This is a genomic window from Pseudomonas sp. PB101 (assembly GCF_009764265.1).
In the GTDB taxonomy this organism is placed as follows: domain Bacteria; phylum Pseudomonadota; class Gammaproteobacteria; order Pseudomonadales; family Pseudomonadaceae; genus Aquipseudomonas.
The window spans coordinates 154,377-179,226 of sequence record NZ_RWIR01000035.1 but is presented as its reverse complement, the minus strand read 5'-3'; the positions used below and the strand labels follow the sequence as shown (position 1 = coordinate 179,226).

At 62.9% G+C, this 24,850-nt stretch carries 17 protein-coding genes; 15 read left to right on the top strand and 2 right to left on the bottom strand.

The features are described from left to right. Window positions 1–74 precede the first annotated feature (74 nt). The 14 genes from tssH to EI969_RS11460 all read left to right on the top strand — a co-directional run bounded on the left by tssH (window position 75) and on the right by EI969_RS11460 (window position 20,498). Window positions 75–2,717 carry a type VI secretion system ATPase TssH gene (gene tssH / locus EI969_RS11525; protein ID WP_160387908.1) on the top strand — a complete coding sequence of 881 codons (2,643 nt, stop codon included), beginning with the start codon at window positions 75–77 and terminating at the stop codon, window positions 2,715–2,717. After that, a complete protein-coding gene (locus tag EI969_RS11520) occupies window positions 2,714–5,140 on the top strand; it encodes a type VI secretion system Vgr family protein (protein ID WP_160387907.1) in 2,427 nt (808 codons plus the stop codon). The genes tssH and EI969_RS11520 overlap by 4 nt, the downstream gene beginning before the upstream one ends. Next, entirely contained in the window at window positions 5,137–5,937 is an 801-nt protein-coding gene (locus EI969_RS11515; RefSeq protein ID WP_160387906.1) for a DUF4123 domain-containing protein, read from the top strand. The genes EI969_RS11520 and EI969_RS11515 overlap by 4 nt, the downstream gene beginning before the upstream one ends. A 5-nt stretch (window positions 5,938–5,942) precedes the next feature. Next, window positions 5,943–6,464 (top strand): DUF3304 domain-containing protein, encoded by a 522-nt coding sequence (locus EI969_RS11510; RefSeq protein WP_160387925.1) that lies wholly within the window; start codon window positions 5,943–5,945, stop codon window positions 6,462–6,464. Then, window positions 6,452–8,752, top strand: coding sequence for a DUF2235 domain-containing protein (locus tag EI969_RS11505; protein ID WP_160387905.1), 2,301 nt, complete (start codon window positions 6,452–6,454; stop codon window positions 8,750–8,752). The genes EI969_RS11510 and EI969_RS11505 overlap by 13 nt, the downstream gene beginning before the upstream one ends. A gap of 37 nt (window positions 8,753–8,789) precedes the next feature. Then, window positions 8,790–9,314, top strand: a complete 525-nt coding sequence (locus tag EI969_RS11500; protein WP_160387924.1) for a DUF3304 domain-containing protein — start codon at window positions 8,790–8,792, stop codon at window positions 9,312–9,314. A 102-nt stretch (window positions 9,315–9,416) separates the two neighbouring features. Continuing rightward, the gene (locus EI969_RS11495; protein ID WP_160387904.1) at window positions 9,417–10,547 is read left to right on the top strand and encodes a hypothetical protein; all 1,131 of its coding nucleotides are present in this window, start codon (window positions 9,417–9,419) and stop codon (window positions 10,545–10,547) included. Then, the gene (locus tag EI969_RS11490; RefSeq protein ID WP_256678297.1) at window positions 10,531–13,899 is read left to right on the top strand and encodes an ImcF-related family protein; all 3,369 of its coding nucleotides are present in this window, start codon (window positions 10,531–10,533) and stop codon (window positions 13,897–13,899) included. Before EI969_RS11495 ends, EI969_RS11490 begins: the two co-directional genes overlap by 17 nt. Further along, window positions 13,896–15,503, top strand: coding sequence for a type VI secretion system protein TssA (gene tssA / locus EI969_RS11485; RefSeq protein WP_160387903.1), 1,608 nt, complete (start codon window positions 13,896–13,898; stop codon window positions 15,501–15,503). Before EI969_RS11490 ends, tssA begins: the two co-directional genes overlap by 4 nt. Before the next feature lie 21 nt (window positions 15,504–15,524). Then, the gene (gene tssF, locus EI969_RS11480) at window positions 15,525–17,294 is read left to right on the top strand and encodes a type VI secretion system baseplate subunit TssF (RefSeq protein ID WP_160387902.1); all 1,770 of its coding nucleotides are present in this window, start codon (window positions 15,525–15,527) and stop codon (window positions 17,292–17,294) included. Then, a complete protein-coding gene (gene tssG, locus EI969_RS11475) occupies window positions 17,258–18,355 on the top strand; it encodes a type VI secretion system baseplate subunit TssG (protein ID WP_160387901.1) in 1,098 nt (365 codons plus the stop codon). The genes tssF and tssG overlap by 37 nt, the downstream gene beginning before the upstream one ends. After that, the gene (tssJ, locus tag EI969_RS11470; RefSeq protein WP_160387900.1) at window positions 18,336–18,872 is read left to right on the top strand and encodes a type VI secretion system lipoprotein TssJ; all 537 of its coding nucleotides are present in this window, start codon (window positions 18,336–18,338) and stop codon (window positions 18,870–18,872) included. Before tssG ends, tssJ begins: the two co-directional genes overlap by 20 nt. A gap of 2 nt (window positions 18,873–18,874) precedes the next feature. Then, window positions 18,875–19,315 carry a type VI secretion system baseplate subunit TssE gene (gene tssE / locus EI969_RS11465; RefSeq protein ID WP_160387899.1) on the top strand — a complete coding sequence of 147 codons (441 nt, stop codon included), beginning with the start codon at window positions 18,875–18,877 and terminating at the stop codon, window positions 19,313–19,315. A gap of 37 nt (window positions 19,316–19,352) precedes the next feature. After that, window positions 19,353–20,498, top strand: a complete 1,146-nt coding sequence (locus tag EI969_RS11460) for an OmpA family protein (RefSeq protein ID WP_256678296.1) — start codon at window positions 19,353–19,355, stop codon at window positions 20,496–20,498. 60 nt (window positions 20,499–20,558) lie between these two features. On the opposite strand, the gene speF is transcribed toward EI969_RS11460, so the two are convergent. Continuing rightward, the gene (gene speF / locus EI969_RS11455; RefSeq protein WP_160387897.1) at window positions 20,559–22,742 is read right to left on the bottom strand and encodes an ornithine decarboxylase SpeF; all 2,184 of its coding nucleotides are present in this window, start codon (window positions 22,740–22,742) and stop codon (window positions 20,559–20,561) included. Between the two features lie 127 nt (window positions 22,743–22,869). Further along, window positions 22,870–23,763: a serine hydrolase gene (locus EI969_RS11450; protein ID WP_160387896.1), complete on the bottom strand. Its 894-nt coding sequence runs from the start codon at window positions 23,761–23,763 to the stop codon at window positions 22,870–22,872. A gap of 304 nt (window positions 23,764–24,067) precedes the next feature. Here EI969_RS11450 and EI969_RS11445 point away from each other — a divergent pair, with 304 nt between their 5' ends. Beyond that, the gene (locus EI969_RS11445) at window positions 24,068–24,850 is read left to right on the top strand and encodes a DeoR/GlpR family DNA-binding transcription regulator (protein ID WP_160387895.1); all 783 of its coding nucleotides are present in this window, start codon (window positions 24,068–24,070) and stop codon (window positions 24,848–24,850) included.

Below are 24,850 nucleotides of genomic sequence, written 5' to 3'. Positions count from 1 at the left end.
ACCCAGCCCATCCCGACACTTTCCATCGCCCTGACCGACTATCCGCTGACCCTTCAGCACAAGGACGTACCTCCATGACCGACAACTCCACGCGCCTGCTTCGCCGTCTCAATCCCTACTGCGCCCAGGCGCTCAGCGCGGCGGCGTCGTTGTGCCAAAGCCGTGCCCATGGGCGGATCAGCATCGAACACTGGTTGCTCAAGTTGCTGGAGCAGGGCGAGGGCGACTTGACCCTGATCGCCCGTCGTCATGAATGGGACATGGACGCACTGTGGCGCGGTCTGCTTGACCATCTCGACACCCTGCCGCGCAGCGTGCAAGGCAAGCCGCAGTTGTGCGGCAAGTTGCACAAACTGATCGAGAGTGCATGGTTGCGCGCGTCGCTGGAAGGGCATGACAGCTTGCGATCGGCGCACCTGCTGGGCGCGTTGCAGGACAGTCCGCAGATGCTGGCTTGCGATGCGGCCTGGCCCATGCTGAGCCTCAGTGAAGTCCAGTTGCAGCATTTGTCGACGCTGCTCGATCAACACTCCGAGGAACGCCCGCACGTCCAACAGCAAAGTGCGTTGGACCAGCCCCCGGCACTGCCCATCTCCGGTGCTGCCGCGCACGATGCCCTGCAAGCGGTGCTCGACAAATTCACCCAGGACGTCACCGCCAAGGCGCGGGCAGGGCAGATCGACCCGGTGTTCGGGCGTGACGATGAAATCCGCCAGGTCATCGACATACTCAGCCGCCGGCGCAAGAACAACCCGATCCTGGTCGGCGAACCCGGCGTGGGCAAGACCGCGCTGGTCGAAGGACTGGCCTTGCGCATCGCCGAAGGCAACGTGCCGGACAGCCTCAAGTCGGTCAGTGTGCGTACTCTTGACCTTGGCCTGCTGCAAGCAGGCGCCGGGGTAAAAGGCGAATTCGAACAACGCTTGAAAAACGTCATCGACGCCGTGCAGCAGTCGGCCAACCCGGTGCTGCTGTTCATCGACGAAGCCCACACCCTGATCGGTGCCGGCAACCAGGCAGGCGGGGCGGATGCCGCCAACCTGCTCAAGCCCGCCCTGGCCCGTGGCGAGTTGCGCACCATCGCCGCGACCACCTGGAGCGAATACAAGCAGTACTTCGAGCGCGATGCCGCCCTGGAGCGGCGCTTCCAGATGGTCAAGGTCGACGAGCCGGACGATGCCAGCGCCTGCCTGATGCTGCGCGGCCTCAAGGCCCGTTACGCCAGCCATCACGGCGTGCACATCCAGGACGCGGCGGTGCAGGCCGCGGTCAGCCTGTCGCGGCGTTACCTCACGGGCCGGCAGTTGCCGGACAAGGCCGTCGACCTGCTCGACACCGCCAGCGCGCGGGTGCGCATGAGCCTCGACTGCGAGCCCCAGGCACTGGTGCGGCTCAAGGCCCGGCATGCCGCGCTGGAGCTGGAGCGGCGTGCGCTGGAACAGGATGTACAACTCAATGGCAGCGACTTGAGCGAACGATTGACGCTGATCGCCGGGCAGCAGGTTGAGCTGCAACAACAGCAGGATGACCTGCTGCGCCAGTACCGCTACGAACTCGACCTGACCCGCCAATTGCTCGATGCGCGTCAGGCCGAACCGGCCCGCAGCGACCTCTGCGCGAAACTGCAGGAACAATTGCTGCGGGCCCAGGGCAGCCAGCCAATGCTGTCCCTCGACGTCGATGCACGCAGCGTTGCCGAAGTGATCGCCGACTGGACCGGCGTGCCCCTGGGCAGTTTGCTCAAGGACGAACAGGCCAGCCTGCTGGACCTCGAACAGCAACTGGCCGCGCGAGTGATTGGCCAGGACCATGCCCTCGGTGCCCTGGCCCAGCGCCTGCGCGCGGCCAAGACCGGCCTGACCGAAGAGCAGGCGCCGCTCGGGGTATTTTTGCTGGTCGGCACCAGCGGCGTCGGCAAGACGGAAACCGCCCTGGCGCTGGCGGACTGCCTGTTCGGTGGCGAAAAATCGCTGATCACCCTCAACCTGTCCGAGTACCAGGAAGCCCACACCGTCAGCCAGCTCAAGGGCTCGCCACCGGGTTACGTCGGTTACGGCCAGGGCGGCGTGCTCACCGAAGCGGTGCGCCAGCGGCCCTATAGCGTGGTGCTGCTGGATGAAGTGGAAAAGGCCCACCGCGATGTGCTCAACCTGTTCTACCAGGTGTTCGACCGCGGCTTCATGCGTGATGGCGAAGGACGTGAAATCGACTTCCGCAACACTGTCATCCTGATGACCTCCAACCTCGGCAGCGATGAGCTGCAAAACGGTCTGCGCGAGCAGCCCGAAGCCAGCGACAGCGACTTGCACGAATGGCTGCGACCGCTGCTGCGCGAGCACTTCCAGCCGGCGTTGCTCGCCCGCTTCCAGACCCTGATCTACCGCCCGCTGCTGGCCGACGCGCTCAAGCATATCGTCGCCTTGAAACTTGCCAAGGTCGCCAGGCGCCTGCACAGCCATTACGGCCTGACATGCCAGATCGAGGATGGCCTGCACGATGCATTGGTCGCCGCCTGCCTGCTGCCCGACACCGGTGCGCGCAACATCGACAGCCTGCTCAACCAGCAGATTCTGCCGGTGCTCAGCCAACAGCTGCTGCAGCGTCAGGCCGCCAAATACAAAACCCTTGGCGTGACCCTGGGCTGCAGCGATGAGGAGGGCATCACGCTGCAATTCACCGACGGACCTTCAGTCGTTGCACCGGAGGGCCGAGCATGAACCCGGTCTTCGGCCACAACCGCCACACACTCAAGATCGACAAACTCGACACCCACCTCGACGTCCTCGCCTTCGAGGGCCATGAGTACCTCAGCCAACCCTACCTCTACCGCATCGAATTCACCGCCAGCGACCTCGACATCGGCGCGGAAAAATTCATCGGCCAGTACGCCGAGTTCAGCCTGTACGCCGCCCCCTCCAACGTGCCCGTGTTCGACTGGGAAGTGCCCAAGCCGCCCACGGCTCTGCGCACCCTCTACGGCCGCATCACCGCCTGCCAACGCCTGTCCGGCTCGGTCGACGAAGCCCGCTACGAAGTCACCCTGCAACCTCGCCTGGCCCTGCTCGACCGGGGCCAGCAAACGCGGATCTATCAGCACCAGTCCGTGCCGGACATCGTCAAAAGCATCCTGCGCGACCGCCATGGTCTCGACACCGGGCACTTTCGCTTCAACCTCAAGCGCGACTACCCGCAGCGCGAGCAGGTGATGCAGTACCAGGAAAGCGACCTGGCGTTCATCAGCCGGATCCTGGCCGAGGTCGGCATCTGGTATCGCTGCTTCCAGCACGAAGAGCTCGCCTTCGACGTCGTCGAGTTCTGCGACGACCAGCGCTGCTACCAGTTCGACGTCGAACTGCCGCTGCGCTCGCCGTCGGGCTTCAGCAACAGCGTCGAGGACAGCGTCTGGGATCTGCAAACCCGGCATCGGGTGGTGGAACAGCACGTCAGCGTGCGCGCCTATCACCCCGACGACAGCCGCGCCTACCTCGACGGCGAAGTCGACCAGACCCTCGGCGAGCCCACCACCCACGGCGTGGCCACGACCCGCGGCGTCGCCGACAACACCTACGGCGACGCCTACCACTACGCCGAACCCTACCGCGTACTCGGCAAGTCCCACCTGCGCGACGAAGACCTGCAAAGCGAAAGCGGCTTTTTCTACGCGCGCCTGCGCCACGAACGCTACCTCAACAACCAGACCCATCTGAGCGGCACCAGCAGCAGTAATACCCTGGCCCCCGGCCAGGTCCTGACCATCAGTGGCGACGCCCCCAAGGCCTTCGCCCCCCGCGTGGTGATCACAAAAATCACCACCCGCGCCGCCCGCGACCGCAGCCTGACCTGCGATTTCGAAGCCATGCCCTACGCCTTGCGCCTGTGCTTTCGCCCGGAAGTACCGCCCAAACCACAGATCGCCGGCACCCTGCCGGCACGCATCACCCACCCCCAGAGCAACCCCCAGTACACCGAAATCGACCTGCAAGGGCGCTACCGGGTCAAGTTCCTCTTCGACCGCGACACCTGGCCCGCCGGCCGCGAAAGCAAATGGCTGCGCCAGGCCCGCGCCTACGCCGGCGACACCTACGGCCTGCACCTGCCGCTGATCGCCGGCACCGAAGTGGCCATCGCCTTCGAACAAGGCGACCCGGACAAACCCTACATTGCCCACGCCCTGCACGACGACCAGCACCCGGACCTGGTGACCCAGCGCAACGACCACCGCAACGTGCTGCGTACGCCGGCCAACAACAAGTTGCGCCTGGATGACACGCGGGGGCAGGAGCACATCAAGCTCAGTACCGAGTATGGCGGCAAGAGTCAGCTGAATTTGGGGCATTTGGTGGATGGCCAGCGGAAGAAGCGTGGGGAAGGGTTTGAGCTGCGCACCGATGACTGGGGCAGTTTGCGTGCAGGGAAGGGCGTGTTCATCAGTGCCGATGCGCAGCCCAAGGCGCAAGGCCCGGTGCTGGATATGGCGCGTGCATCCAACCAGATCGACGGGGCGAAACAGCAAATTGCCGACTGGCAAACCATCGCCCAGGCCCACCACAGCCGTCAGCCGGGTATCGAGGGTCTGCAGCAATTGCAAGCCGACACTCAAGATCTCAAAGCCCCGGCGATTCTACTAAGCGCGCCTAACGGCATCAGCGCGGTGACACCCGCCAGTGCGCTGTTGAAAAGCGGTGATTCGTTTTACCTGCAAAGCAACAACGAGATCAATCTGGCCGCTGCTCAACGCTTGTCTGCCCACGCCAATCAAGGCATTTCCCTGCTGGCCCAACAGGAAGGCATGCGCCTGGTGTCAGGCAAGGGACCGCTGGAAATCGAATCCCACGGCGACCTGATGAACCTGATTGCCCAACAGGACATCACGGTGCAATCGGTGCAGGGCCATCTGCAACTGACGGCCAGAAATGGCATCACCCTGGGCTCCGGCGAAGGCTGTATCCGGATTACCCCACAGGGCAAGATCCAATTCCTCAGTCCAGAGGTGATCGACTTCTACGGGCGATGCATTTTCAGTCCGCCTGCCGGCGAAGCGTTTCCTTTGCCTGAACTGCCAGGCTCGGTGTGCAAGGAGTGCCTGAAGAAAGCTCAGGCGAGTGCTCAGGGTTTCGTTCTCAGGGAGGCACGAGGATGACGGCTGTTGCTCACACAAAATGGCTGGAACTGCTGGAAGTCTCCTGCGCCAAGGCCTCCATCAGCTGCCTGGACGTCATCATCGACCAGGCAGGCAGCGCCACCCCGTGGCTGCCCAGCGTGCTCAGTGTCGAACCGGCGATCCCCTGGCATTCATTGTTCACCGGGTTACCGGAGGCCGGTGCCGACGAACTGGCTCCGCTGCTGGTGCGCATCGATCTGGCGCAACCCCTGCAACGGCAATGGCTGCTCGGCTTGATGCAGGCGCTGCGGGGAAGTTCGCAACTGTTGGTGCTGGCCTCCCATTGGCCTTTCCAGCACTTGGCCGAGTGCCTGGGGCGCTGTCTGGAGGCCGTCAACGGCGGCTACCCGGGACTGCTGCGTTACTACGATCCGCGGGTCTTTCCGTTGCTGTTCAGCCATGTGCTTGATCCTGATCAACAGCACATCCTGCTGGCCCCGGCGGTGTTCTGGAGCTGGCTCGATCGTGATGGCGTACCGCAGCGCCTGCTGGGAAGCAGCGAGCCGCCGGACAGGCCCGAGTGTTTCAGCCTCATCGAACTCAGTGACGATCAACTGGACATCCTTGGGTGTGTCAGCGATGCCACTTTGGTCGTGAAACGACTGAGGGATGCCTTTCCTTTGGAGTGGGGCGCCGAACGTCGTTTCCGCGCTTGCTACGTGGCCATGATCGAGGCAACTGAAGCCGGGTTGCTATCTGAGTCTCAGCGAGAAGCCTTTGTTCTTGAAAAGGTGCGAACCACAGGAGTGGAGTCACCGTGGAAACCCGCGAAATGAAGCCTATGCCTAAATCATCAGTCGCTAGTCATTGGGGGACAACCTTCTGCGTTCTGATCGGTGCTTTGTTTGCTCAAAGCACCCAGGCCAGCACGCTCGAAGCCATCAATCACACCCATTGGGCTATCAACCAGTTCAGCGTTAATGGCCGCTCGGGCCTGGACATTATCGGTCCCTACCAAGGGGGAGGGGGAGGGTGCTGTTACATCGCGCCTTCGCGCTGGAAGCCGGGGATGACCGTGCGGGTCGAGTGGGAAACCGGTGTGGCTTATCCCGATGGATTCCCCGGTTTCGCGGATGAGGTCAAGTACGAAGCATGGGCAAAATCAATCAGATCTCAAAAACGCCAACACACCCAAGTAGTTCCCATCCCCGACTACACCGGCCAGAAAGTCTGCGGCCTCACCGTGCACTTCCTGCCCTGCGACGAACTGCAGGTCACCACCTCCTGCTACGCCTACGGCAGCCCTGAATATCCGATCAAGACCCCGTTGCAATTGCCGGAGCCCTCGTCATGTCCGAAGTAAAACACGCCCCCGTCTGGTACCCGCCGCAGTTCCCGTTGCAGGGTCGTTTGCCCACCCGGGCCGCGCAGGTTCATCAGAATCAGCATCGCCAGAACAGTCAGGAGCATGACTACCACGACGCCTTGAGCATCGCGGCTGGTCGCCGGGTGTTGCCACCCTGCTGCAAGACCGTGCACATCAGCCTGTTCTTCGACGGCACCGGCAACAACCTCAACAATGACCTGTACCTGTCCAACCCCAAACATCCGACCAACGTCGCTCGCCTGTTCCGCGCCAGCATTGGCGACGGCCATGCCGGCGGCACCACCCACGGTTCCAGTACCGCCCGCGGCCTGACCGACGCACCAGGCACCGGCAATGGCCAGTTTTTCAAGTACTACATGCCCGGCGTCGGCACGCCCTTTACCGAAGTCGGTGATCTGGACTACTACTGGATGGGCCTGGCGCTCGCCAGCTATGGCGAGGAACGCATCAACTGGGCGCTAATGATGATCCTCGACGCCCTGCGCCGTACGCTGGGTCAGCCGCGGCTGGACAACACCAGTTTGCTGGCGGCGGTCCGGGCCATGGGCAGCCTGCCGGGGCTGGAGTGGGCGACCGGTTCCGGCAACCGCCTTCGTGAGTTTTACAAACAGTTCTCCGCCCTGACCCGGCCGTTGCGCATCGCCCTGCAGCAGCACCAGCCCGGGCAGGTCAAGCTGCTGGGGCTCAAGCTTTATGTGTACGGATTTTCCCGCGGTGCCGCGGCGGCGCGAGCGTTTGTCAGTGCGCTGAACCAACTGTTGGCCCGGGCTACCCAGAGCCTGAGACTGCTCGACCTGCACTTGCCGGTGAGCGTGGAATACCTCGGGCTGCTCGACACCGTGGCTTCGGTGGGTATCGCCGACATCATCCCGGGGGCGAACGGCCATATGAGCTGGGCCGATGGTAATCAGCAGCTGCCCGCTGATCTGGTCAAGCGCTGTTTGCACCTGGTGGCCAGCCATGAGCAGCGGCTGTGTTTTCCATTGGAGTCGATTCGCCGTACGCAGGGGGGGTACCCGGCGAACAGTGTCGAGGTGATCTACCCAGGGGTGCATTCGGATCAGGGTGGGGGGTATCCGCCTGGGGATCAGGGGAAGGCGATTGGAAGAGATGACCGTCTGCTGCTGTCCCAGATTGCCTTGCATGATCTGTATGCCGACGCCTTTGCCCATGGCGCCCCGCTGAAAGTACCCAAAGCGGCCTTGTCGGCTTCAATGAGCCGTGAATATTGGCGAGTGATGGATCTGGAGGCAGAGGCCGAATTCGCTATTACGCCAACTCTAGTCAACCGCTTCAACGCCTGGCGACAAGTGACTCTGGGCCTCGAGCCCGCACTGCCCCCGCTTACCCTCCAACAAATCGAACACTACGAACCACTCCTCGCCAGCGACAGCCTGGAGCAGGCCCTGCAAACCCAGTTGGGCTGGATCACCGCCTGGCGCATCGACCGCTATGGCTTCGCCAGCCTGATCGACACCGACTTCTACCGCGAGGCCAGCGACAAAGAAGCCGACCCGCAAGTGCGCAAGGACGCCGAGTACAAGCGCGACGCCAAGCAGAAAGAAGTCGAAGACCGGCGCAAGCTACAACACAACCGCGAACGCCGGGAGGACGTAGCAAAAACGCTGTTTGAACCCGGGGTCAAGGACTTCGATGCCGACATGGCGCAAACCCAGTTGCGCGAAGCCGCCGGGGAGTTCGCCGCAGCCTACCGGAGCCCCGGATCGCTGCGTACCATCGCCCTGCGCGTGGCCCTGCTGAGGCTGGGTCAGCAACCCTATCGGGCCTATGAAGTTATTCTTGCCGAGCATCGGCGCATGAAAGCTGCGGGGCGAGCCTTGGTCAGCCGGTTGTTCCCGGCCCCCAGCGACTGGGGCAACCACCGCGACGAACATACCCGCGGGCATGTGGCTGAACACCTCAACGCCGCGCAGCCCGAGGGCCTGCTACGCGCCCTGTTCGACGATCAGGTCCACGACTCCCGGGCCTGGTTTCTCTATTCGATTGGACGTGAGCCCTGGGGCCACTATTTCCAGGAACGCATGGTGTTCTTCGGTGACCTCGGCCGTCGGGATCTGGCGCTATATGGAGAAGAGGGTGCCGTTCAACTGGCGGGGGGCAAGACCGTCCCCGCGTCCGAGTCTGTTCGTTCAACACCACCGGTGATGGACGCCGAGCGCCTCGCTGAAGTTCATCGTGCCATCGACGCGATCTGGGATGCCTATGACGCCAATGGTGGGGAGGTGAACGATGCGCTGGTCTGAATTGATTCGTCGCTGCCCCGCACTAGCACTCGGCTCAATGCTCACGGGGCGCCCGCTGCTCGGCGCCCTGTGCGGACTCGCCGTAATGGTGCTGACAGAAAACGTCCATGCCAGCACCCTCGAAGGCATCAACCACACCCATTGGGCTATCAATCATTTCAGCGTCAATGGCCGTTCTGGCCTGGACATCATCGGTCCCTACCAAGGCGGAGGGGGGGGGTGTTGTTACATCGCACCTTCGCGCTGGCAGCCGGGGATGGCCGTGCGGGTCGAGTGGGAAACTGGAGCGAGTGGGGTGAGTGACCTCGCAGATGAATTTCCTGGGTTTGCCAATGAAGCCAAATACGACGAATGGCTTGAGAAAGTGGAGTCGCAGAAGCGTCGCCACAGCAAAGAAGTAGCCATCCCCGACTACACCGGCCAGAAAGTCTGCGGCCTCACCGTGCACTTCCTTCCTTGCGACGAGCTGCAGGTCACCACCTCCTGCTACGCCTACGGCAGCCCCGAATACCCGATCAAGACCCCGCTGCAATTGCCGGAGCCTCAGTCATGCCCAAAATAATCTGCGCCAAATGGCCGGAGGCAAGCCAATGAACGCTGTGATTGATCGGTGCATTGATAGCTGCACCCAAGTCAGTTCCATACCCCCTAGCCAGGTGCTCAAATGAAGCCAGCTCCGAAATTCCGCCCCTATCCGGAGCCGCGCGAAGCCCGTTATTCGCGCTGGTTTGCCGTTGGTGCTGCAGTGCTTTTACTAACATGGCTTGCATGGACGAACACTGTCGCCCTGCCGATGAACCTACCCAGGTTTTTACAGTTTATTTTTTTTGGAGCTCTGTCGGCACTATGGCTACTGGCATTTCTAGTACGCATACTTGTCTACTGCCTCGATTGGCATAGCGCGCGATACTATGAAAAAAACGCGAATCAGGTACAGCAAGGCTGGTGGGAACACCATCGCCAGAAGGTAGCGCTGATCGACACGGTATTGGTGGGGCCAGCCTGTACCAATCCGCTCCAAAGACAAGCCCTGTTCAGTGCGGACCACCGTCCCCCCACGCCTCAAAGTACGCCAGGCGGAGCAACGCTCAAACTGCTTCAGGTCTTCGGCGATGATCTCGTCGAGCGCGAGCGTCAACTGGCGAAGCTGCTGGTTCTACAGTGGCGGGCACAGCGGCCTGACCCTTGCGGGTTACAACCACTGTCATGCTACTGGCAAGGCTCCCAGTCCACCTGGCGAGCCTTCGCCGAGCAGATGGCGAAGTCCTTTCCCCAGATTGAATTGCCCGAGAAGCCCGAGCCTTGGGAGGGCATCTTCAGTCTCGATTCGATCATCGACCGACTGCATGGCGCCCCCACGGATGCGCGGATTCTCTGTGCCGGCTGTCAATCCTGGCCGCCCGGACAAGGCAGTCATTTGCCGGCAGGAGAGGCCGCGCTGCTGTGGCTGCTCGGTCCCCAAGGTGGAGTCGGTTTCACTCGCGGCGAATGGTTCGATGCGGACACCGAACAGCTCCCGACGGTGGCAGAGCGCGCGCTGCAACAGAGCAAATTGACCTCACCTCCGTCTGTTTGTGTCTCGTTCTCCCAGGCCGATGCACCCCTTGACTGGAACACCGGGCAGCACCTGCTAGACGCCAACTTTGGTGCCTTGGGCAGTCTGGAAGGCATGGTCGTTCAAACCCTGGCTGCCACCTGCTGCGAATTGCAGCGAGTGCCCTGTGCCTGGGTGGCAAGCGATCCTAATTACACATTTGTGCTTGGAGTTATGGAACCCGATGACTCAACAATCTGAATCCCTGAAAGTCTCTGCCTGGCGTACGACCTTATTGCTGGCTGTGTTCCTGGCGGTGCTGATCGCTGCAGGGATTGCGGTTTGGTGGTTATGGATGGAGCCGGGGCCTGTCACTCGTGCCTGGATGCTGGATGTATTGCTCAAGGCCGCATTGTTATGGGCGTTATTGTTCATCATGGCGCTGTTGACCTGGCAGACGATGCTGAACGGTATGCGCCAGCTGATAATCGGGCCATGGCTGCCGGCTTCGCAGCCCGTGAAAAACGATTCCGGTAAAGACAAACCGGCCATGGATGAGGCGTTACGCGAAAGTCATGGTCGTTTCTGGCGCCACAAGATCCGCTTGCTGCTCATCGTTGGAGAGCCCGAGCAGATCAAGGCCATCGCCCCCGGCCTGACCGAGGACCATTGGCTGGAAGACGAGGACACCGTACTGATCTGGGGCGGCAGTGTGCAGAAGGAACTGGACGAGTCGGTGCTTGAGCGCTGTTGCCGCCTGACCCGCTGGCGTGCCCTCGACGGGGTGGTCTGGGCGCTGGATAGCGCTCAGTGCGCCGACAGTAAAGTCATGGGCAGCGGCGCGCGGCACCTGCAAGCGTTGGCGCGTACGCTGGGTTGGTCGTTGCCGCTGCACCTTTGGCAGGTCTGCGCCAGTCACTGGGTGCAGGACAAGCGTCCGAGCCAGGCGGTGGGTTGCGCGCTACCGTCACGCCTCACCGCAGCAGACCTCGAAACGTCGCTGTACGGTCTGCTCGGCCCCATGCGCCAAGAGGGTTGGGCGCAGATGAACAAGGCCATGGCGCATGACTTCCTGGTGCGTCTGGCGCGGGACCTGGAGGTTGAAGGTGTGGTTCGTTGGCGCCAGACATTGACGCCTTGGTTCGGCGGTTCCCGTCAAAGCGTGCCGTTGCGCGGGTTGTGGTTCAGCTTGCCATTGAGCGAAGAAACGATTGAAGAAGACGATCACTTCTGGTCCATGGACCCGGCGTGGCACGGCGTGCTCGGCGAGCCAAAACAACCAAGCCGTCGCCTCGGCTGGAGCGCCCCGCGCATCGCCTACGGTTTGGTTTTGACCTTGGCCCTGGTCTGGAGCGCCGGCCTGCTGCTGTCGTTCATCAGCAACCGCGTGCAGATTCACCATTTGCAAACCTCGCTGACCGCACTTCAGCAAGCCACCCCCGGTGACGCACAACTCAGCGCCCTCAACGAACTGACCCGCGAACTCGGCCGCCTGGATTACCGCGCCAGCCACGGCTCACCATGGCATCAGCGTTTCGGCCTGAACCAGAACGATGCGCTATTGGCCACGCTCTGGCCGCGTTACGTCGAGGCCAATCAGCGCCTGTTGCGTGACCCGGCAGCGGCCACCCTCAAGGCCCGCCTCAACGCCCTGGTCAAGCTGCCACCGGACAGCCCCGAACGCGCCAAGCGCGCCCCGGCCGCCTACGCGCAGCTCAAGGCCTACCTGATGCTGGCGCGCCCGGAAAAAACCGATCCGGCCTTTCTCACCCAAGCCTTGGTGGAAGTCGAACCGCAAAGCACCGGCTACTCACCAGGCCTCTGGCACGCACTGACCCCAACCCTTTGGCAGTTCTACGCCGAACAACTGGCCACCCACCCGGACTGGCGCATCGACGCCGATCCCAAGCTGGTCGCCCAGGTGCGGCAGGTGCTGATCAGCCAACTGGGCCAGCGCAACGGCGAAGCCAGCCTGTACCAGACCGTGCTCGACAGCGCGGCCAATCACGCGCCGGCGCTCAGCCTGGCGCAGATGGTCGGCGACACCGAAGCCGCGGCGTTGTTTACCACTTCAGCCGAGGTCCCCGGCGTGTTCACCCGCCAGGCCTGGGAAGGCCAGGTGCGCCCGGCCATCGACGCCATCGCCGAGGCGCGCCGCGAGGAGATCGACTGGGTGCTCAGCGACAACCCGGCGCGTCTCGCCGCCGACTTGAGCCCGGAGCAGCTCAAGCAGCGCCTGACCGAACGTTACTTCCAGGACTACGCCCACGCCTGGCTGGACTTCCTCAACCAACTGCGCTGGCAACCGGTCGACAGCCTCGGCGAGGTGATCGACCAGTTGGCGCTGATGAGCGATGTGCGCCAGTCGCCGCTGATCGCGCTGATGAACACCCTGGCCTATCAGGGCCAGGCCGGCACCCGTCGTCAGGCGCTGGCCGACTCGCTGGTGCAGTCGGCGCAGCAACTGCTCGGCAAGGAGCCGGTTCCGGTAATCGAACAGGGCGTGCCCGGCACTGGCAGCCCACTGGACGCCACCTTTGGCCCGCTGTTGACCTTGCTGGGCAAAGACGTCGACAACCAGAACGACAACGAACGCCTGAGCCTGCAAGCCTTCCTCAACCGCGTCACCCGGGTGCGCCTGAAGTTGCAGCAAGTGAGCAACGCGCCCAATCCCCAGGCGATGACTCAGGCCCTGGCGCAATCAGTTTTCCAAGGCCACAGCGTCGACCTCACCGACACCCAGGCCTACGGCAGCCTGCTCGCCGCCAGCCTCGGCGCCGAATGGGACGGCATCGGCCAGGCGCTGTTCGTGCAACCGCTGGAGCAGGCCTGGCAACGGGTGCTGCAACCCTCGGTGGCGGGGCTCAACAGCCAGTGGCAACGGGCGATCGTGCGTGACTGGCAGGGCGCGTTTGCCGGGCGCTACCCCTTTGCCGCCACCGGCAGCGATGCCTCGCTGCCGATGCTCGGGCAGATGATCCGCGCCGACGCCGGGCGCATCGACCAGTTCCTCCAGCAGCAATTGGGCGGCGTGCTGCGCAAGGAAGGCAGCCGCTGGGTGGCCGATTCGCGGCACAGCCAGCGCCTGCACTTCAACCCGAAGTTCCTCGCGGCGATCAACCAGCTCAGCCACCTCGCCGACGTGCTCTACACCGACGGCGGCATGGGCCTGAGCTTCGAACTGCGCGGCAAGCCGGTGCGCGACGTGGTGCAGACCACTTTCATCCTCAACGGCGAAAAGCATGAGTACTTCAACCAGAAGGAACGCTGGCAGCGCTTCAGCTGGCCGGGCTTCAGCCAGCATCCGGGCACGCGTTTGCTGTGGATCAGCGTGCTGGCCAATGAACGTCTCTACGGCGATTACGAAGGCACCTGGGGCCTGATCCGCCTGCTCGAACAGGCAAAAATCACCGCGCTGAACGACACCGACAGCCAGTACCGCGTGCAGCTTCGGGCCCCGGACGGCCTCGACCTGACCTGGTACCTGCGCACTGAACTGGGCGCAGGGCCGCTGGCGTTGCTCAAGTTGCGCGGCTTTGAATTGCCGGGGCAGATATTTCTCGGCGAAGGCTCTCAAGCACAGCCCTATGCGCAGAATGGAAGTTACCCATGAGCCTGCTCAAACTGATCACCCGTTGCCTCGGCGAACGTGACCCGCTGGCCCTTGCCCGTACCCAGGCCGACTGTTGGCAATCCTGGTTGCAGCCCATCAGCGCGCAGTCGCCGGTCGGTGAAGACCCGGGCTATGACGATGACTTCCAGCGCATGCGCGAAGAGGTCAACAAGCTCTCCGGCGCGAACGTCGACGAGGTCATTCAACTGGCGGAGAAATTGCTCGGCCAGCGCAGCAAGGATTTGCGCATCGCCACGTATTACCTGTGGGCACGCCTGCAGAAGGACGGTGAGACAGGGTTGGCCGACGGCATCAGCCTGCTGGCTGCGTTGGTCGAACGGTACTCGGGCGATGTGCTTCCCGTGAGGGCCAACAGCCGCAAGATGGCCCTGGAATGGTTGACCAGTGCCAAAGTGCTGGATTGTCTGTCGCTTTACCCTGAAGTGGTCAAGGCCGAGGCGGAACGCACGGCGGCGGCGCTGGCCTGGCTGGAACATGGGTTGCAAGCCTGGCCCAAGGATCAGCGGCCGCAGCTGGATGCGTTGCATGGGGCGTTGTCGGCGCGCCTGGCGCAGTCTGGTGGGGTCGATGCGGTGGTGCCGCAACACAGCGCCAGCCACGATTCCGTCAGCCAGGCCTGCGCGCCGCACAGCCAGGCCAGCGCGCCGGACAGTCTGGCCATCAAGTCCGGGCGCGACCTGCTGAGAGGCGGCCGGACGCTGGCCGACTACCTGCGTGACCAGCCCCTGGGCTGGCTGGCGGCGCATCGCCTGATGAAAAGTTTGCGCTGGGATACCTTGCACGAGCCGCCGCTACAGGACGCCAGCGGCACGACGCGTCTTTCACCGCCCAGGGGAGAATCCAGGGCGAAACTCAAGCGCTTGTATCAGCAACAGAACTGGAGCGAATTGCTTGTTCAGGTCGAATGGATATTCGCCGAGGGGGTCAACCATTTCTGGCTGGACCTGCAGTGGTACCTGGTCCAGGCCCTGAGCAAACTACCGGCGCCTCACGACGGCTGGGCCGACATCGTCAAGCGCGACCTGGGCATGTTCCTCGAGCGTCTGCCGGGCCTTGAGTTGCTGGGGTGGAACGACGGTACACCGTTCGCCGACGAGACCACCCGTGAATGGATCGCTCAGCATGTCAGCGCCGATCAGTCGCGTCAGCTCCTGCCCTTAGCGGCTGCGCCAACGGTGTTGGCCGACGTCGAGATTCTCTCGCTGGAGAGCGAAGCACTGGCCCAGGCCGACAGCGACGGCGTCGAGCATGCGCTGGCCTGGCTGGCCGCGCGCCCGGACATTCACACCGGCCGCCAGCGCTGGCTGCTGCGCCTGCTGATGGCGCGGGTGGCCGAGCAATGTGGCAAGAACGACCTGGCCCTGCACCTGCTCGGTGAGCTGGAGGCCACGGCCGAGCGCCAGGCGTTGGTGCACTGGGAGCCGGAATTGAATTTCGAGGTCAAGGCACGCCTGCTCAAACTGACGCGCCTGAAAGCGCAGCGCAACGCTGTCGACAAGCCCGCCCTGGACAGGCGCATGGACACGTTGCTGGCGGCGCTGGTCGCCATCGATCCGGTACGCGCCTCCGTGCTGTGCGGCTGAACCTCATTTATCAGGATTTATGTGAGCATGGATAATCTGACACTGCGTTATTACGACGCCGAAATGCGCTATCTGCGCGAAGCCGGGCAGGAGTTTGCGCAAGCGTTCCCCGACCGCGCGGCGCAGTTGAACCTGGACAAACCCGGCGCCCGCGATCCCTATGTGGAGCGCCTGTTCGAGGGCTTCGCTTTCTTGATGGGGCGCCTGCGCGAAAAGCTCGACGACGACTTGCCGGAGTTGACCGAAGGCCTGGTCAGCCTGTTGTGGCCCCATTACCTGCGCACCATTCCCTCGCTGTCGATCGTCGAGTTCCAGGTGGAACTGGCACAGATCAGGCGCAGCGAGCTGATCGCCGCCGGCCAGGAGGTGCTCTCGCAACCCATCGGGCCACAGCGTACCGTATGCCGTTACACCACCACCCAGGACCTGCGGCTGCAACCCATCGAATTGCAATCCTTGCGCCTGGACCATGAGCCCGACGGCCGCTCGCTGCTGCGCCTGCGGTTTGCCTGCGCCACGGCGATCGACTGGAGCCAGATCGACCTCAGCCGCGTGCCGATGTACCTGAACGCCGATGCCCCCCTGGCCAGCGCGCTGCATCAGGCCCTGACCCTGAATGCCGACGCAATGTATGTGCGCTTGCCGGGCGAAGCGCCGCGCGTTGCGCTGGCAGGTCATTTCGCGCCTAAAGGCTTTGCCGATGAGGATCGCTTGTGGCCAAAGGGCGACAGCGCGTTCAGCGGCTATCAGTTGCTGCTGGAATATTTCACCTTCCGCGAGAAGTTCATGTTCGTCACTCTCCATGGCCTGGAGCAGGTGAACATCACTGCGGATATGCCCTGGTTCGAACTGGAGGTGGTCCTGCGCGAGTCGTGGCCGCAGGCATTCAACCTGAACGCCGAACACCTTCGCCTGCATGCGGTACCGGTGATCAATCTGTTCTCCCTGGAAGCCGATCCGATGCCGCTGGATCCATTGCAAACCGACTACCTGTTGCGTCCGATGCGCCTGCAGGACGGTCACACGGAAATCTACTCGGTGGACCAGGTCACCGCATCGAAGAACACCGAGCGTCTGGACTATGTGCCCTTCAGCAGTTTTCGTCACAAGGGCGGAATGTTGCGCGACGAGGCGCCCGAGCGTTACTTCCATACCCGCCTCAAGCGAGGTGCCAATGGCCTGCACGATACCTGGCTGATTCTCGGGGGCGACGGCTTCGATCAGGATCGCTTGCAGGGCAGCCAGAGCCTGTCCCTGCAACTGACCGGGACCCACGGCCTGCTGCCCCGCAAGGCGCTGCAAAGCACCCTGCTTGATAGGCTGGTCGACACCGCCTTGAGCGGCTTGCGCGTGCGCAATCTGAGCGCCCCGACCTTGCCGTGCTATCCGCCGAACCGCGATCGTTTCCACTGGCGAGTACTCAGTCACCTGGGTTCCAACTTCCTGCCGATGCTCGATAACGCCGAAGTGCTGCGCGGCACCCTGGCGCTGTACGACTGGAGCGGTAGCGAGCTGAACCGCCGTCGCCTGGCGGCTATCGTCGAAGTCAGGCACCACCTGGTGCAGCGGTTCGAAAAGGGCTTTCTGCTGCGCGGCGTGGACATCGAAGTGACCCTCGACGCCCATGGTTTTTGCGGCGAGGGCGACATCAGCCTGTTCGGCGAAATGCTCCATCGCTTCTTCGCGCTGTACGCCGACATTCACCTGTTCAACCAGCTCACGCTGATCCTTCAACCTACTGGAAAGTGCCTGCGATGGAACGAGAACCACAGTCAGCGTATTCCCGGCTGAAAGCCGGCGGATTGCTCGAAGCGCTGGAAGGGCGGGTGGCCGAAGCGAGTCTGTACCGGTTCTGCCAGTTGCTGGAGCAAGCCCTGCCAGGCCATCCGCCGCTGGGCAGTACCAGCCAACCGGCGGACGACCCGGTACGCTTTCGCCCGGACCCCGGCATGGGCTTTCCTGCCGGTGAACTGAAGGCCATCGAAATCGACGACCGCCAACCGCTGCGCCCGGCGACCGTGCGCACCCGGCTGTTGGGCTTGTACGGCGTCGACTCGCCATTGCCGACGGCCTTTGTCGACGACATTGCCCAGCGCCGCGACGGGCATGAGGCGCTTGAGGCATTTCTGGATATTTTCAACCACCGGATCTTCACCCAGTTCTATCGGATCTGGCGCAAGTATTCCTACCCGGCCACCTTCGAGTCCGGCGGCAGCGATGCGACTTCCCAGTGCTTGCTGGGCCTGGTGGGACTGGGGATTCCCGGCACGGCCAAGCGGATTGCCACGCCGGTTTCGCGCTTTCTTGCGCTGCTCAGTGTGATGCGTATGCCCACCCGCAATGCCGAAGGCATCACTGCGCTGGTGTCGTTGCTGGCGCCTGAAACCCGGGCGAGGATCACGCCGCACTGGCCGCAGAAAATCCCCCTGGTCCATCCGGCGAGCTTGTCGGCGCGTAGTCCGGTCAGTCTGTCCCAGGGCACGCCGCTGGGGAACAACGGGTTCGACGCCAACAGCCAGCTGCACCTGGCACTGTTCACCCGGGACCGGGACGAAGCACGGGGCTGGTTGCCTGATGGCCAGTTGTACAACGACCTGCTGGTGTTGCTGCGGGTCTACCTGGGCTGGCGCTGCACCGCCAGGCTGCAGTTATCGCTGCCGGTGCGCAGCTTGCCGCAACCGGTGCTGGGGCGGGCGCCGATCCGCCTGGGCATGACCGGCATGCTGGGTTCGGGCTGTGACACCTGGCAGGGCGGGGAACACGACACCATCACTATCAATCTGGGCCGCTATCAGGGCCTGACGAAAAACACTCGGAACAGGGAAGCACAGCATGTCGCGTACCGTTGGTAATTCATTGATCCTGACGACGCTGGCGGTAGTGCTCGCCGGCTGTGGTGTCACTCAGACTGTCTCGGAAGGCACGGCATCTGCCACCCGTTCGATTTTCTACAAACAGGTGAAAGACCTGCGCCTGGATTTCAGTGCCCGCACGGCCATCAACACTGATGTTGCGGACATGAATGCGATGTCGGTCCCGACGCTGGTACGGGTCTATCAACTGAGCGACAGCAAGGCACTGCACAGGGCTTCCTACGACAGCCTGCTCGGTGGCGACGAGCAGGCGCTGGCCGGCAATTTGCTCGATACCCGGGCGCTGGTGATCAAGCCTGGCGAGGGCGCGAAACTGGATGTGCCGCTGGACAAGGACGCGCGTTTCGTCACGGTGGTCGCGCTGTTTCGTAACCCCGATGTGCAGATGAATACTTGGCGCCTGACCTTGAACCGCGACGATCTCGACCCGGACCGGGCGCGGGTCATCGAGCTGGGGGACAACCAATTGACCCTGCGTGCATTGGCCCGGGACTGACCATGCCTGACCTCAATCCATCGCTTTACGAAACACTGCTGCAGAACTTCGACGGTGACCTGGACCTGCATCAAGTGAATGAAGAAGACCAGCACACGCTGTCGGTACTGGACAACCTGCAACGTATCCTCAACAGCCGGGCAGGAACCCTCGCGCACTTGCCCGATTATGGTCTTCCCGACATGGGCCAGATCCTGCAGGGCCTGCCGGGCTCGGCGCACGTGCTGATGAGGGCCATGCAAAACACCCTGGTCAAGTACGAGCCGCGCCTGGCGACGGTGAACATCGCGTTGCTCGAGCAGGCTTTGCCGGGCCATCTGGAGTACAGCCTCGATGTCCAGCTCAAAAGCGGCCGGCAGGTGACCTTCGGTACCACCCTGGCAGCGGAGGGCAAAGTCCTGGTGCGCCATCTGAAACGACAGCAATGGCTGTCGAAACCCTGAACCTGTAAAGCAACGGAGGCTGACGGTGCTATTTGAAATGCGTATTCGGCTGGGCGGTGATCCGCGCGGTCATGGTGAGTTTATTGCGCTGCGCGAAGAGCTGGCGAAGTTGGGTCACCCGGCCTGTCCCGATGTGGATTGGGCGAAAGTGGAGCAGTGGTGCCTGGCACTGTTCGAACACAACGGCGCAGACCTGCAGACGGCCGCCGCGTTTGCCTTGGCGCGCAGCCAGCGGCATGGCGTGGAAGGTATGAGCCAAGGCGTGACACTAATCGAAACCCTGTGCGGCCAATGGGCAGCCTGTTGGCCACCCATGGCGTCGGTGCGCCTGGATATCCTGGCCTGGTTGTGTGTGCAGTGGCAGGCGTTGTTGCGCAATCTGGCGCCGGGGGCACAACACTTCCCCGAGCTGCTCCAACTGGACAGCGGGCTGGCGCGTTTGCAGCAGCGCCTGGAGCTGCAGGCGCAACCGCCGGTGGTGGCCTTGCATGCCTTGCGCCAGCAGATCGAGAGCCTGATCCGGCGCATGCAGCGCAGCAGCGTTGTGGTGGGCACACTCTCGCCGCCTGCAAGGGAGCCGGCGCCAGCCGGGTTGATGCCCGTGGTGATATTGCCGCCCAACCCTTTGCCCATGCCTGAAATGCCGCCGGCGAAGCGTTCCGTTGCCCGGTGGCTGTGCGCAGCAGCCGTTGTGACGGGCCTGGTCAGCGGTGCTTGGTGGCTCGGTTCGACCGGCGTTGCCGAGCAACGCCTGGCGCATCTATTGCAACCGCCACCGACTATTGTCGCGCCGGTGCACCTGGACAGCCTGTCGCTGTTCGAGGCCGGCAGCGCCGAGCTCAAGCCGGGTTCGACCAAGATCCTGATCAGCGCCCTGGTCGACATCAAGGCCCGGCCCGGCTGGCTGATTGTCATTGGCGGGCATTCGGATGGTCGTGGCAGTGAGCAGCAGAATTTCCAGCTCTCCCACGCGCGTGCCTCTGCCGTACGGGACTGGATGCAGCGCATGGGCGAGATCTCCGACAGTTGCTTTGCGGTCCAGGGCTTTGCCGCCAGCCAGCCGATCAGCGGCAATGACAGCGAAGCCGGGCGCGCCGCCAACCGACGTGTCGAAATCAGCCTGCTGCCACAGGCGGGTGCCTGCGGCCAGGAGACGCTGGGGGAGCGTCCTGCGCAAGCGTGAGGGGAATGCAAAATCAGGCGCTGTTGCAGACCCGGGTCTGCAACAGCGCCTGCTCATGGATCAGGCCTTGATCACATACCCATAAGCCCGGGTACGACCGCCTTCCTGCTTCAAGTACACCCCTTGCAACTCCGGCGTGAAACCCGGCAAGCGGTTGATGCCTTCCTCCAACGCCAGGAAGTACTTCAGCACCGCGCCACCCCAGACTTCGCCCGGGATTATGCAGAGCACGCCCGGTGGGTAAGGCAGCGCGCCTTCAGCGGCAATGCGCCCATCGGCATCCGCCAGCGCCACCAGTTCGACGTTGCCGCGGATGTACTCGATTTGCGCCTGCTGCGGGTTCATGGCCTTTTTCGGGAAGTGTTCCTTGCGGAACATGTCCTTCTGCAGTTGCTGCACGTTGTGGTGGCGGTACAGGTCGTGCATTTCCTGGCAGAGCTGGCGGATGGTGTAGTTGCGGTAGCGCTCCTGATGTTGCGCATAGATGGCCGGCAGCACCCGACTCATCGGCGCGTCATCGCTGATGAAGCGTTCGAAGCGGGCGATCTGCGCGGCCAGGTGGGTCATCTTCGCCCAGTCTTCGGCCGGGGTGAGCAGGAACAGGATCGAGTTGAGGTCGCATTTTTCCGGGACGATGCCGTTCTCGCGCAGGAAGTTGGCGAGGATGCCGGCGTGAATACCGAAGTCGGTGTAGCTGCCGTCGACCGGGTCGATGCCCGGGGTGGTGAACAGCAGCTTGCACGGGTCGATGAAGTACTGCTTCTCGGCGTAACCGCCAAAGGCATGCCAGCGATCCTTGGGATGAAACTCGAAGAAGCGGATGTCGTTGGCGATTTCCTCCGTTGGATAGTCTTCCCAGGCACGGCCTTCAATGGTGTACGGCACGAATGGGCGGACCATGGTGCAGGCTTCGAGGATCAGCTTGCGTGCTTCGATGCCGAACTTCACGCAGTCTTCCCACAGGCGCAGGCCGCTGCGGCCCGAGTGAATGCGTGCATTCACGTCCAGCGAGGCGAACAGCGGGTAGAAGGGGCTGGTCGAGGCCTGGGCCATGAAGGCGTTGTTCAGCCGGTGATGGTTGCAGTAGCGGGCCTGGCCCTTGATGTGGCGGTCTTTCTTGTGCACCTGCGAGGCCTGGGAAAAACCGGCCTGCTGTTTGTGCACCGACTGGGTGACGAAGATGCCCGGGTCGTTTTCGTCGAGGTCGAGCAGCAGCGGCGAGCAGTCTTTCATCATCGGGATGAACTGCTCGTAGCCGACCCACGCCGAGTCGAACAGGATGTAGTCGCACAGCTTGCCGATGCGGTCGACCACTTGCCGGGCGTTGTAGACGGTGCCGTCGTAGGTGCCCAGTTGAATGATCGCCAGGCGGAACGGCCGAGCCTCTTGGGCCTTGTCCGGGGCGACTTCGGCAATCAGCTCGCGCAGGTAATCTTCTTCGAAGCAGTGGGCGTCGATGCCGCCGATGAAGCCGTAGGGGTTGCGCGCGGTTTCCAGATAGACCGGCGTGGCACCGGCCTGCAGCAGCGCACCCTGGTGGTTGGATTTGTGGTTGTTGCGGTCGAACAGCACCAGGTCGCCGGGGGTCAACAGGGCGTTGGTCACCACCTTGTTCGAGGCCGAAGTGCCGTTGAGCACGAAGTAGGTCTTGTCGGCGTTGAACACCTGCGCGGCGTGTTTTTGCGCCAGTAGCGCCGGGCCTTCGTGGATCAGCAGGTCGCCGAGCTTGACGTCGGCGTTGCACATGTCGGCGCGAAACAGTGTCTCGCCGAAGAAATCGAAAAACTGCCGGCCGGCCGGGTGCTTGCGGAAAAACTGGCCGCCCTGGTGGCCGGGGCAGGCAAAGGTCGCGTTGGCCGCCTCGGTGTAGTGCTTGAGCGAGTCGAAGAACGGTGGCAGCAGGCTTTCTTCATAGGCCTTGGCCGCTGTCTCCAGTTGGTTGCCATGGTATTCGACGTTGCTGGGTGACAGGTCGAAGATCCCGTTCACTTGCAGCAGCACGTCATTGAGGTGTTTGTAGACTTCCCGGGGGCGGGTGCTGGTGCCGGGGGAGGCCACGAGGAAAATCGGGATATCGAAACCGGTGCGCTGGATGACATCCAGGGCGCCGGCGAGCACGTCATTGACCGAGACAACCGCTACTGCGACATCGGTGAAGTCGGTCTGGTTGAGCTGGACCACTTCCCGGGCGTTCTTGAAACATTCTGGGGTGCCATCACTGGCAGCGATCTTCAGGGATTTCATGGGTGGCGTCTCCTGGCAGGTATCCATGTGCCCGCGGCTTTGCTTGAGATCGATTGGCGCAGGAACCTTCCCGTTCCGCTAAGCGCAAATCATGTCACCACTGGTTATAGAGCAAATTACGCATCTGTCAGGCTTTTTGCCGCCAGCTTGCACAGATTGACCCCAGGCGCCTTACAACCTCTGTTTCGGCGGCCCCCTCAAAGTCACTTGCAGCAAACACCGCGCAACACGCGGAGTGACTGCCCTGGACGCAGCGGTAAACGGCCAGTGTGCTGCCCGGGCCGCCGCCGGTATGGCCGCTCAAGGTCAGGCCGTTCTCCACCGCGCCCTGCATCAGGCCGAGGCCATAACCGGGGGCCGTCCACGGGCGACCGGCAATCGGGCCGCCCAGTGCACGGGTGGTTTGCATCTCGAGTAAGAGGGCATGTGGCAGGAGATCGCCACCCAGCAGACGGTCCAGGCACAGGGTGGCCTGTGCCAGCGGGCCGACGAGCAAGCCATGATAGACCCAGCCGGGGTCGTAACCGGCGACGTTGCCCGTGATGTTGGCCAGATCGGCGCGGGTTTTCGCAAGGCGTACACGGGACAAACCCAGGGGAGTGAAGATGCGCTGGTTCAAGGCCTCTTCGAGCGTGAGGCCGGTAGTGCGCTCGATGAGACGTGCAACGAACAGGTAGCCGACGTTCGAATAACGCCAGCCGTCCCCCGGTGCGTAGCGCAATCGCGAGGCGTCGAGGCGGCGCAACATGTCTTCGGCCGACCACGGGTTTTCATGGCCGGCAACGGCGGCGTGGTAGTCGGCGAGTTCGCCATAGTCGGCGAGGCCGGCCTCATGGCGCAGCAATTGGCGCAGGCTGAACGGGCCTTCGGCGACGCGGTGATCAAGCTCGACCAGGCCATCGCGCACCAGCGTCAACGCAGCCGCCGCGAGCACGGTTTTGGTGAAGCTCCACCAGGGCACCGTTGTATCGGACTGTTCAGGCGTAAGAAGGGAACCATTGGCTACGACGGACACAAGCATGAGCTGACTCAGGTAGAGGCTGGGCGCTCTATCTGCCCAGCATTCCCGGCAGCGGTCAAGCGTGTACCAGGGCGATCGTGAACGAGAACACGATCATGCAGGCAAAGGCAAAATTGATATTCATGAGGTTTCCATCCAAAGCATGAGAGACGGCGCCATCTTGAACAGGTCACGGAAAAATAAAAAATTCGCTGTAATGATTTGAAAGATCGAAAGAAATGATACCCGGCCGGTTCGTTGTCTTTGCTTGCGGTTGCGGATATCCTCGTGAAACGCGCAATTACACGCATAAGCGGGCAAAAACATGCATGACAACCATTCCGCTGCCGAACTTCCGTCGGTGCGTCGGCAAAAAATCCTGTTGATCCTCGAGCGTGATGGCAAGGTCATGGCCTCGGAGTTGAGCCAGCATTTCGCCGTGTCCGAAGACACCATCCGCCGCGATCTGGCGGACCTGGCCAGCGCCGGCCTGGTGCAGCGGGTGCACGGCGGGGCGTTGCCGCGACCCAAGGACACGGGCAAGGACTACTTCACCCGGATCAGCGAGACCGACGAGGTGAAAACCCATCTGGCGCAACTGGCGGCGCGACAGGTGCAGGACGGTCAGATCGTGGTGTTCGATTCCGGTACCACCACCTTGCAGATCGCACGTGCGCTGCCGGCGGACATCGTCATCACCGCGATCACCGCATCGCCGATGACGGCCATTACCCTGTCCGAATACAAGGGCATCAAGGTGATCCTGGCCGGCGGTCAGCTCAACCCGGCGACGATGTCGGCCAGCGGCCACGAGACCCTGCGGTTGCTGGCGGGGATCAAGGCCGACCTGTTGTTTACCGGGGTTTGTGCGATACACCCGCAGGTGGGTCTCAGTTCACTGCATTTTGATGAAGTGCCGGTGAAGCAGGCGATGCTCGATTGTGCGTCCCATGTGATTGCGGTGACTACGGCGGACAAACTCGGCGCGGTGGAACCCTTTGTCGTCGCGCCCTGTCAGCGCGTGCACACGCTGATCACCGAGCGGCATGTGGCGTCGGGGAATGTCGAGGATTATCGGGGGCTGGGGATCGAGGTGGTGCAGGTTTGA

What these genes read in the sequence shown, in the direction of transcription:
- tssE (WP_160387899.1), top strand. Translation starts at nt 18,875, where the DNA reads ATGCCTGACCTCAATCCATCGCTTTACGAAACACTGCTGCAGAACTTC.
- EI969_RS11495 (WP_160387904.1), top strand. Translation starts at nt 9,417, where the DNA reads ATGAAGCCAGCTCCGAAATTCCGCCCCTATCCGGAGCCGCGCGAAGCC.
- EI969_RS11500 (WP_160387924.1), top strand. Translation starts at nt 8,790, where the DNA reads ATGCTCACGGGGCGCCCGCTGCTCGGCGCCCTGTGCGGACTCGCCGTA.
- tssH (WP_160387908.1), top strand. Translation starts at nt 75, where the DNA reads ATGACCGACAACTCCACGCGCCTGCTTCGCCGTCTCAATCCCTACTGC.
- tssA (WP_160387903.1), top strand. Translation starts at nt 13,896, where the DNA reads ATGAGCCTGCTCAAACTGATCACCCGTTGCCTCGGCGAACGTGACCCG.
- EI969_RS11520 (WP_160387907.1), top strand. Translation starts at nt 2,714, where the DNA reads ATGAACCCGGTCTTCGGCCACAACCGCCACACACTCAAGATCGACAAA.
- EI969_RS11515 (WP_160387906.1), top strand. Translation starts at nt 5,137, where the DNA reads ATGACGGCTGTTGCTCACACAAAATGGCTGGAACTGCTGGAAGTCTCC.
- EI969_RS11505 (WP_160387905.1), top strand. Translation starts at nt 6,452, where the DNA reads ATGTCCGAAGTAAAACACGCCCCCGTCTGGTACCCGCCGCAGTTCCCG.
- tssJ (WP_160387900.1), top strand. Translation starts at nt 18,336, where the DNA reads ATGTCGCGTACCGTTGGTAATTCATTGATCCTGACGACGCTGGCGGTA.
- tssG (WP_160387901.1), top strand. Translation starts at nt 17,258, where the DNA reads ATGGAACGAGAACCACAGTCAGCGTATTCCCGGCTGAAAGCCGGCGGA.
- speF (WP_160387897.1), bottom strand. Translation starts at nt 22,742, where the DNA reads ATGAAATCCCTGAAGATCGCTGCCAGTGATGGCACCCCAGAATGTTTC.
- EI969_RS11490 (WP_256678297.1), top strand. Translation starts at nt 10,531, where the DNA reads ATGACTCAACAATCTGAATCCCTGAAAGTCTCTGCCTGGCGTACGACC.
- EI969_RS11510 (WP_160387925.1), top strand. Translation starts at nt 5,943, where the DNA reads ATGCCTAAATCATCAGTCGCTAGTCATTGGGGGACAACCTTCTGCGTT.
- EI969_RS11460 (WP_256678296.1), top strand. Translation starts at nt 19,353, where the DNA reads ATGCGTATTCGGCTGGGCGGTGATCCGCGCGGTCATGGTGAGTTTATT.
- EI969_RS11445 (WP_160387895.1), top strand. Translation starts at nt 24,068, where the DNA reads ATGCATGACAACCATTCCGCTGCCGAACTTCCGTCGGTGCGTCGGCAA.
- EI969_RS11450 (WP_160387896.1), bottom strand. Translation starts at nt 23,763, where the DNA reads ATGCTTGTGTCCGTCGTAGCCAATGGTTCCCTTCTTACGCCTGAACAG.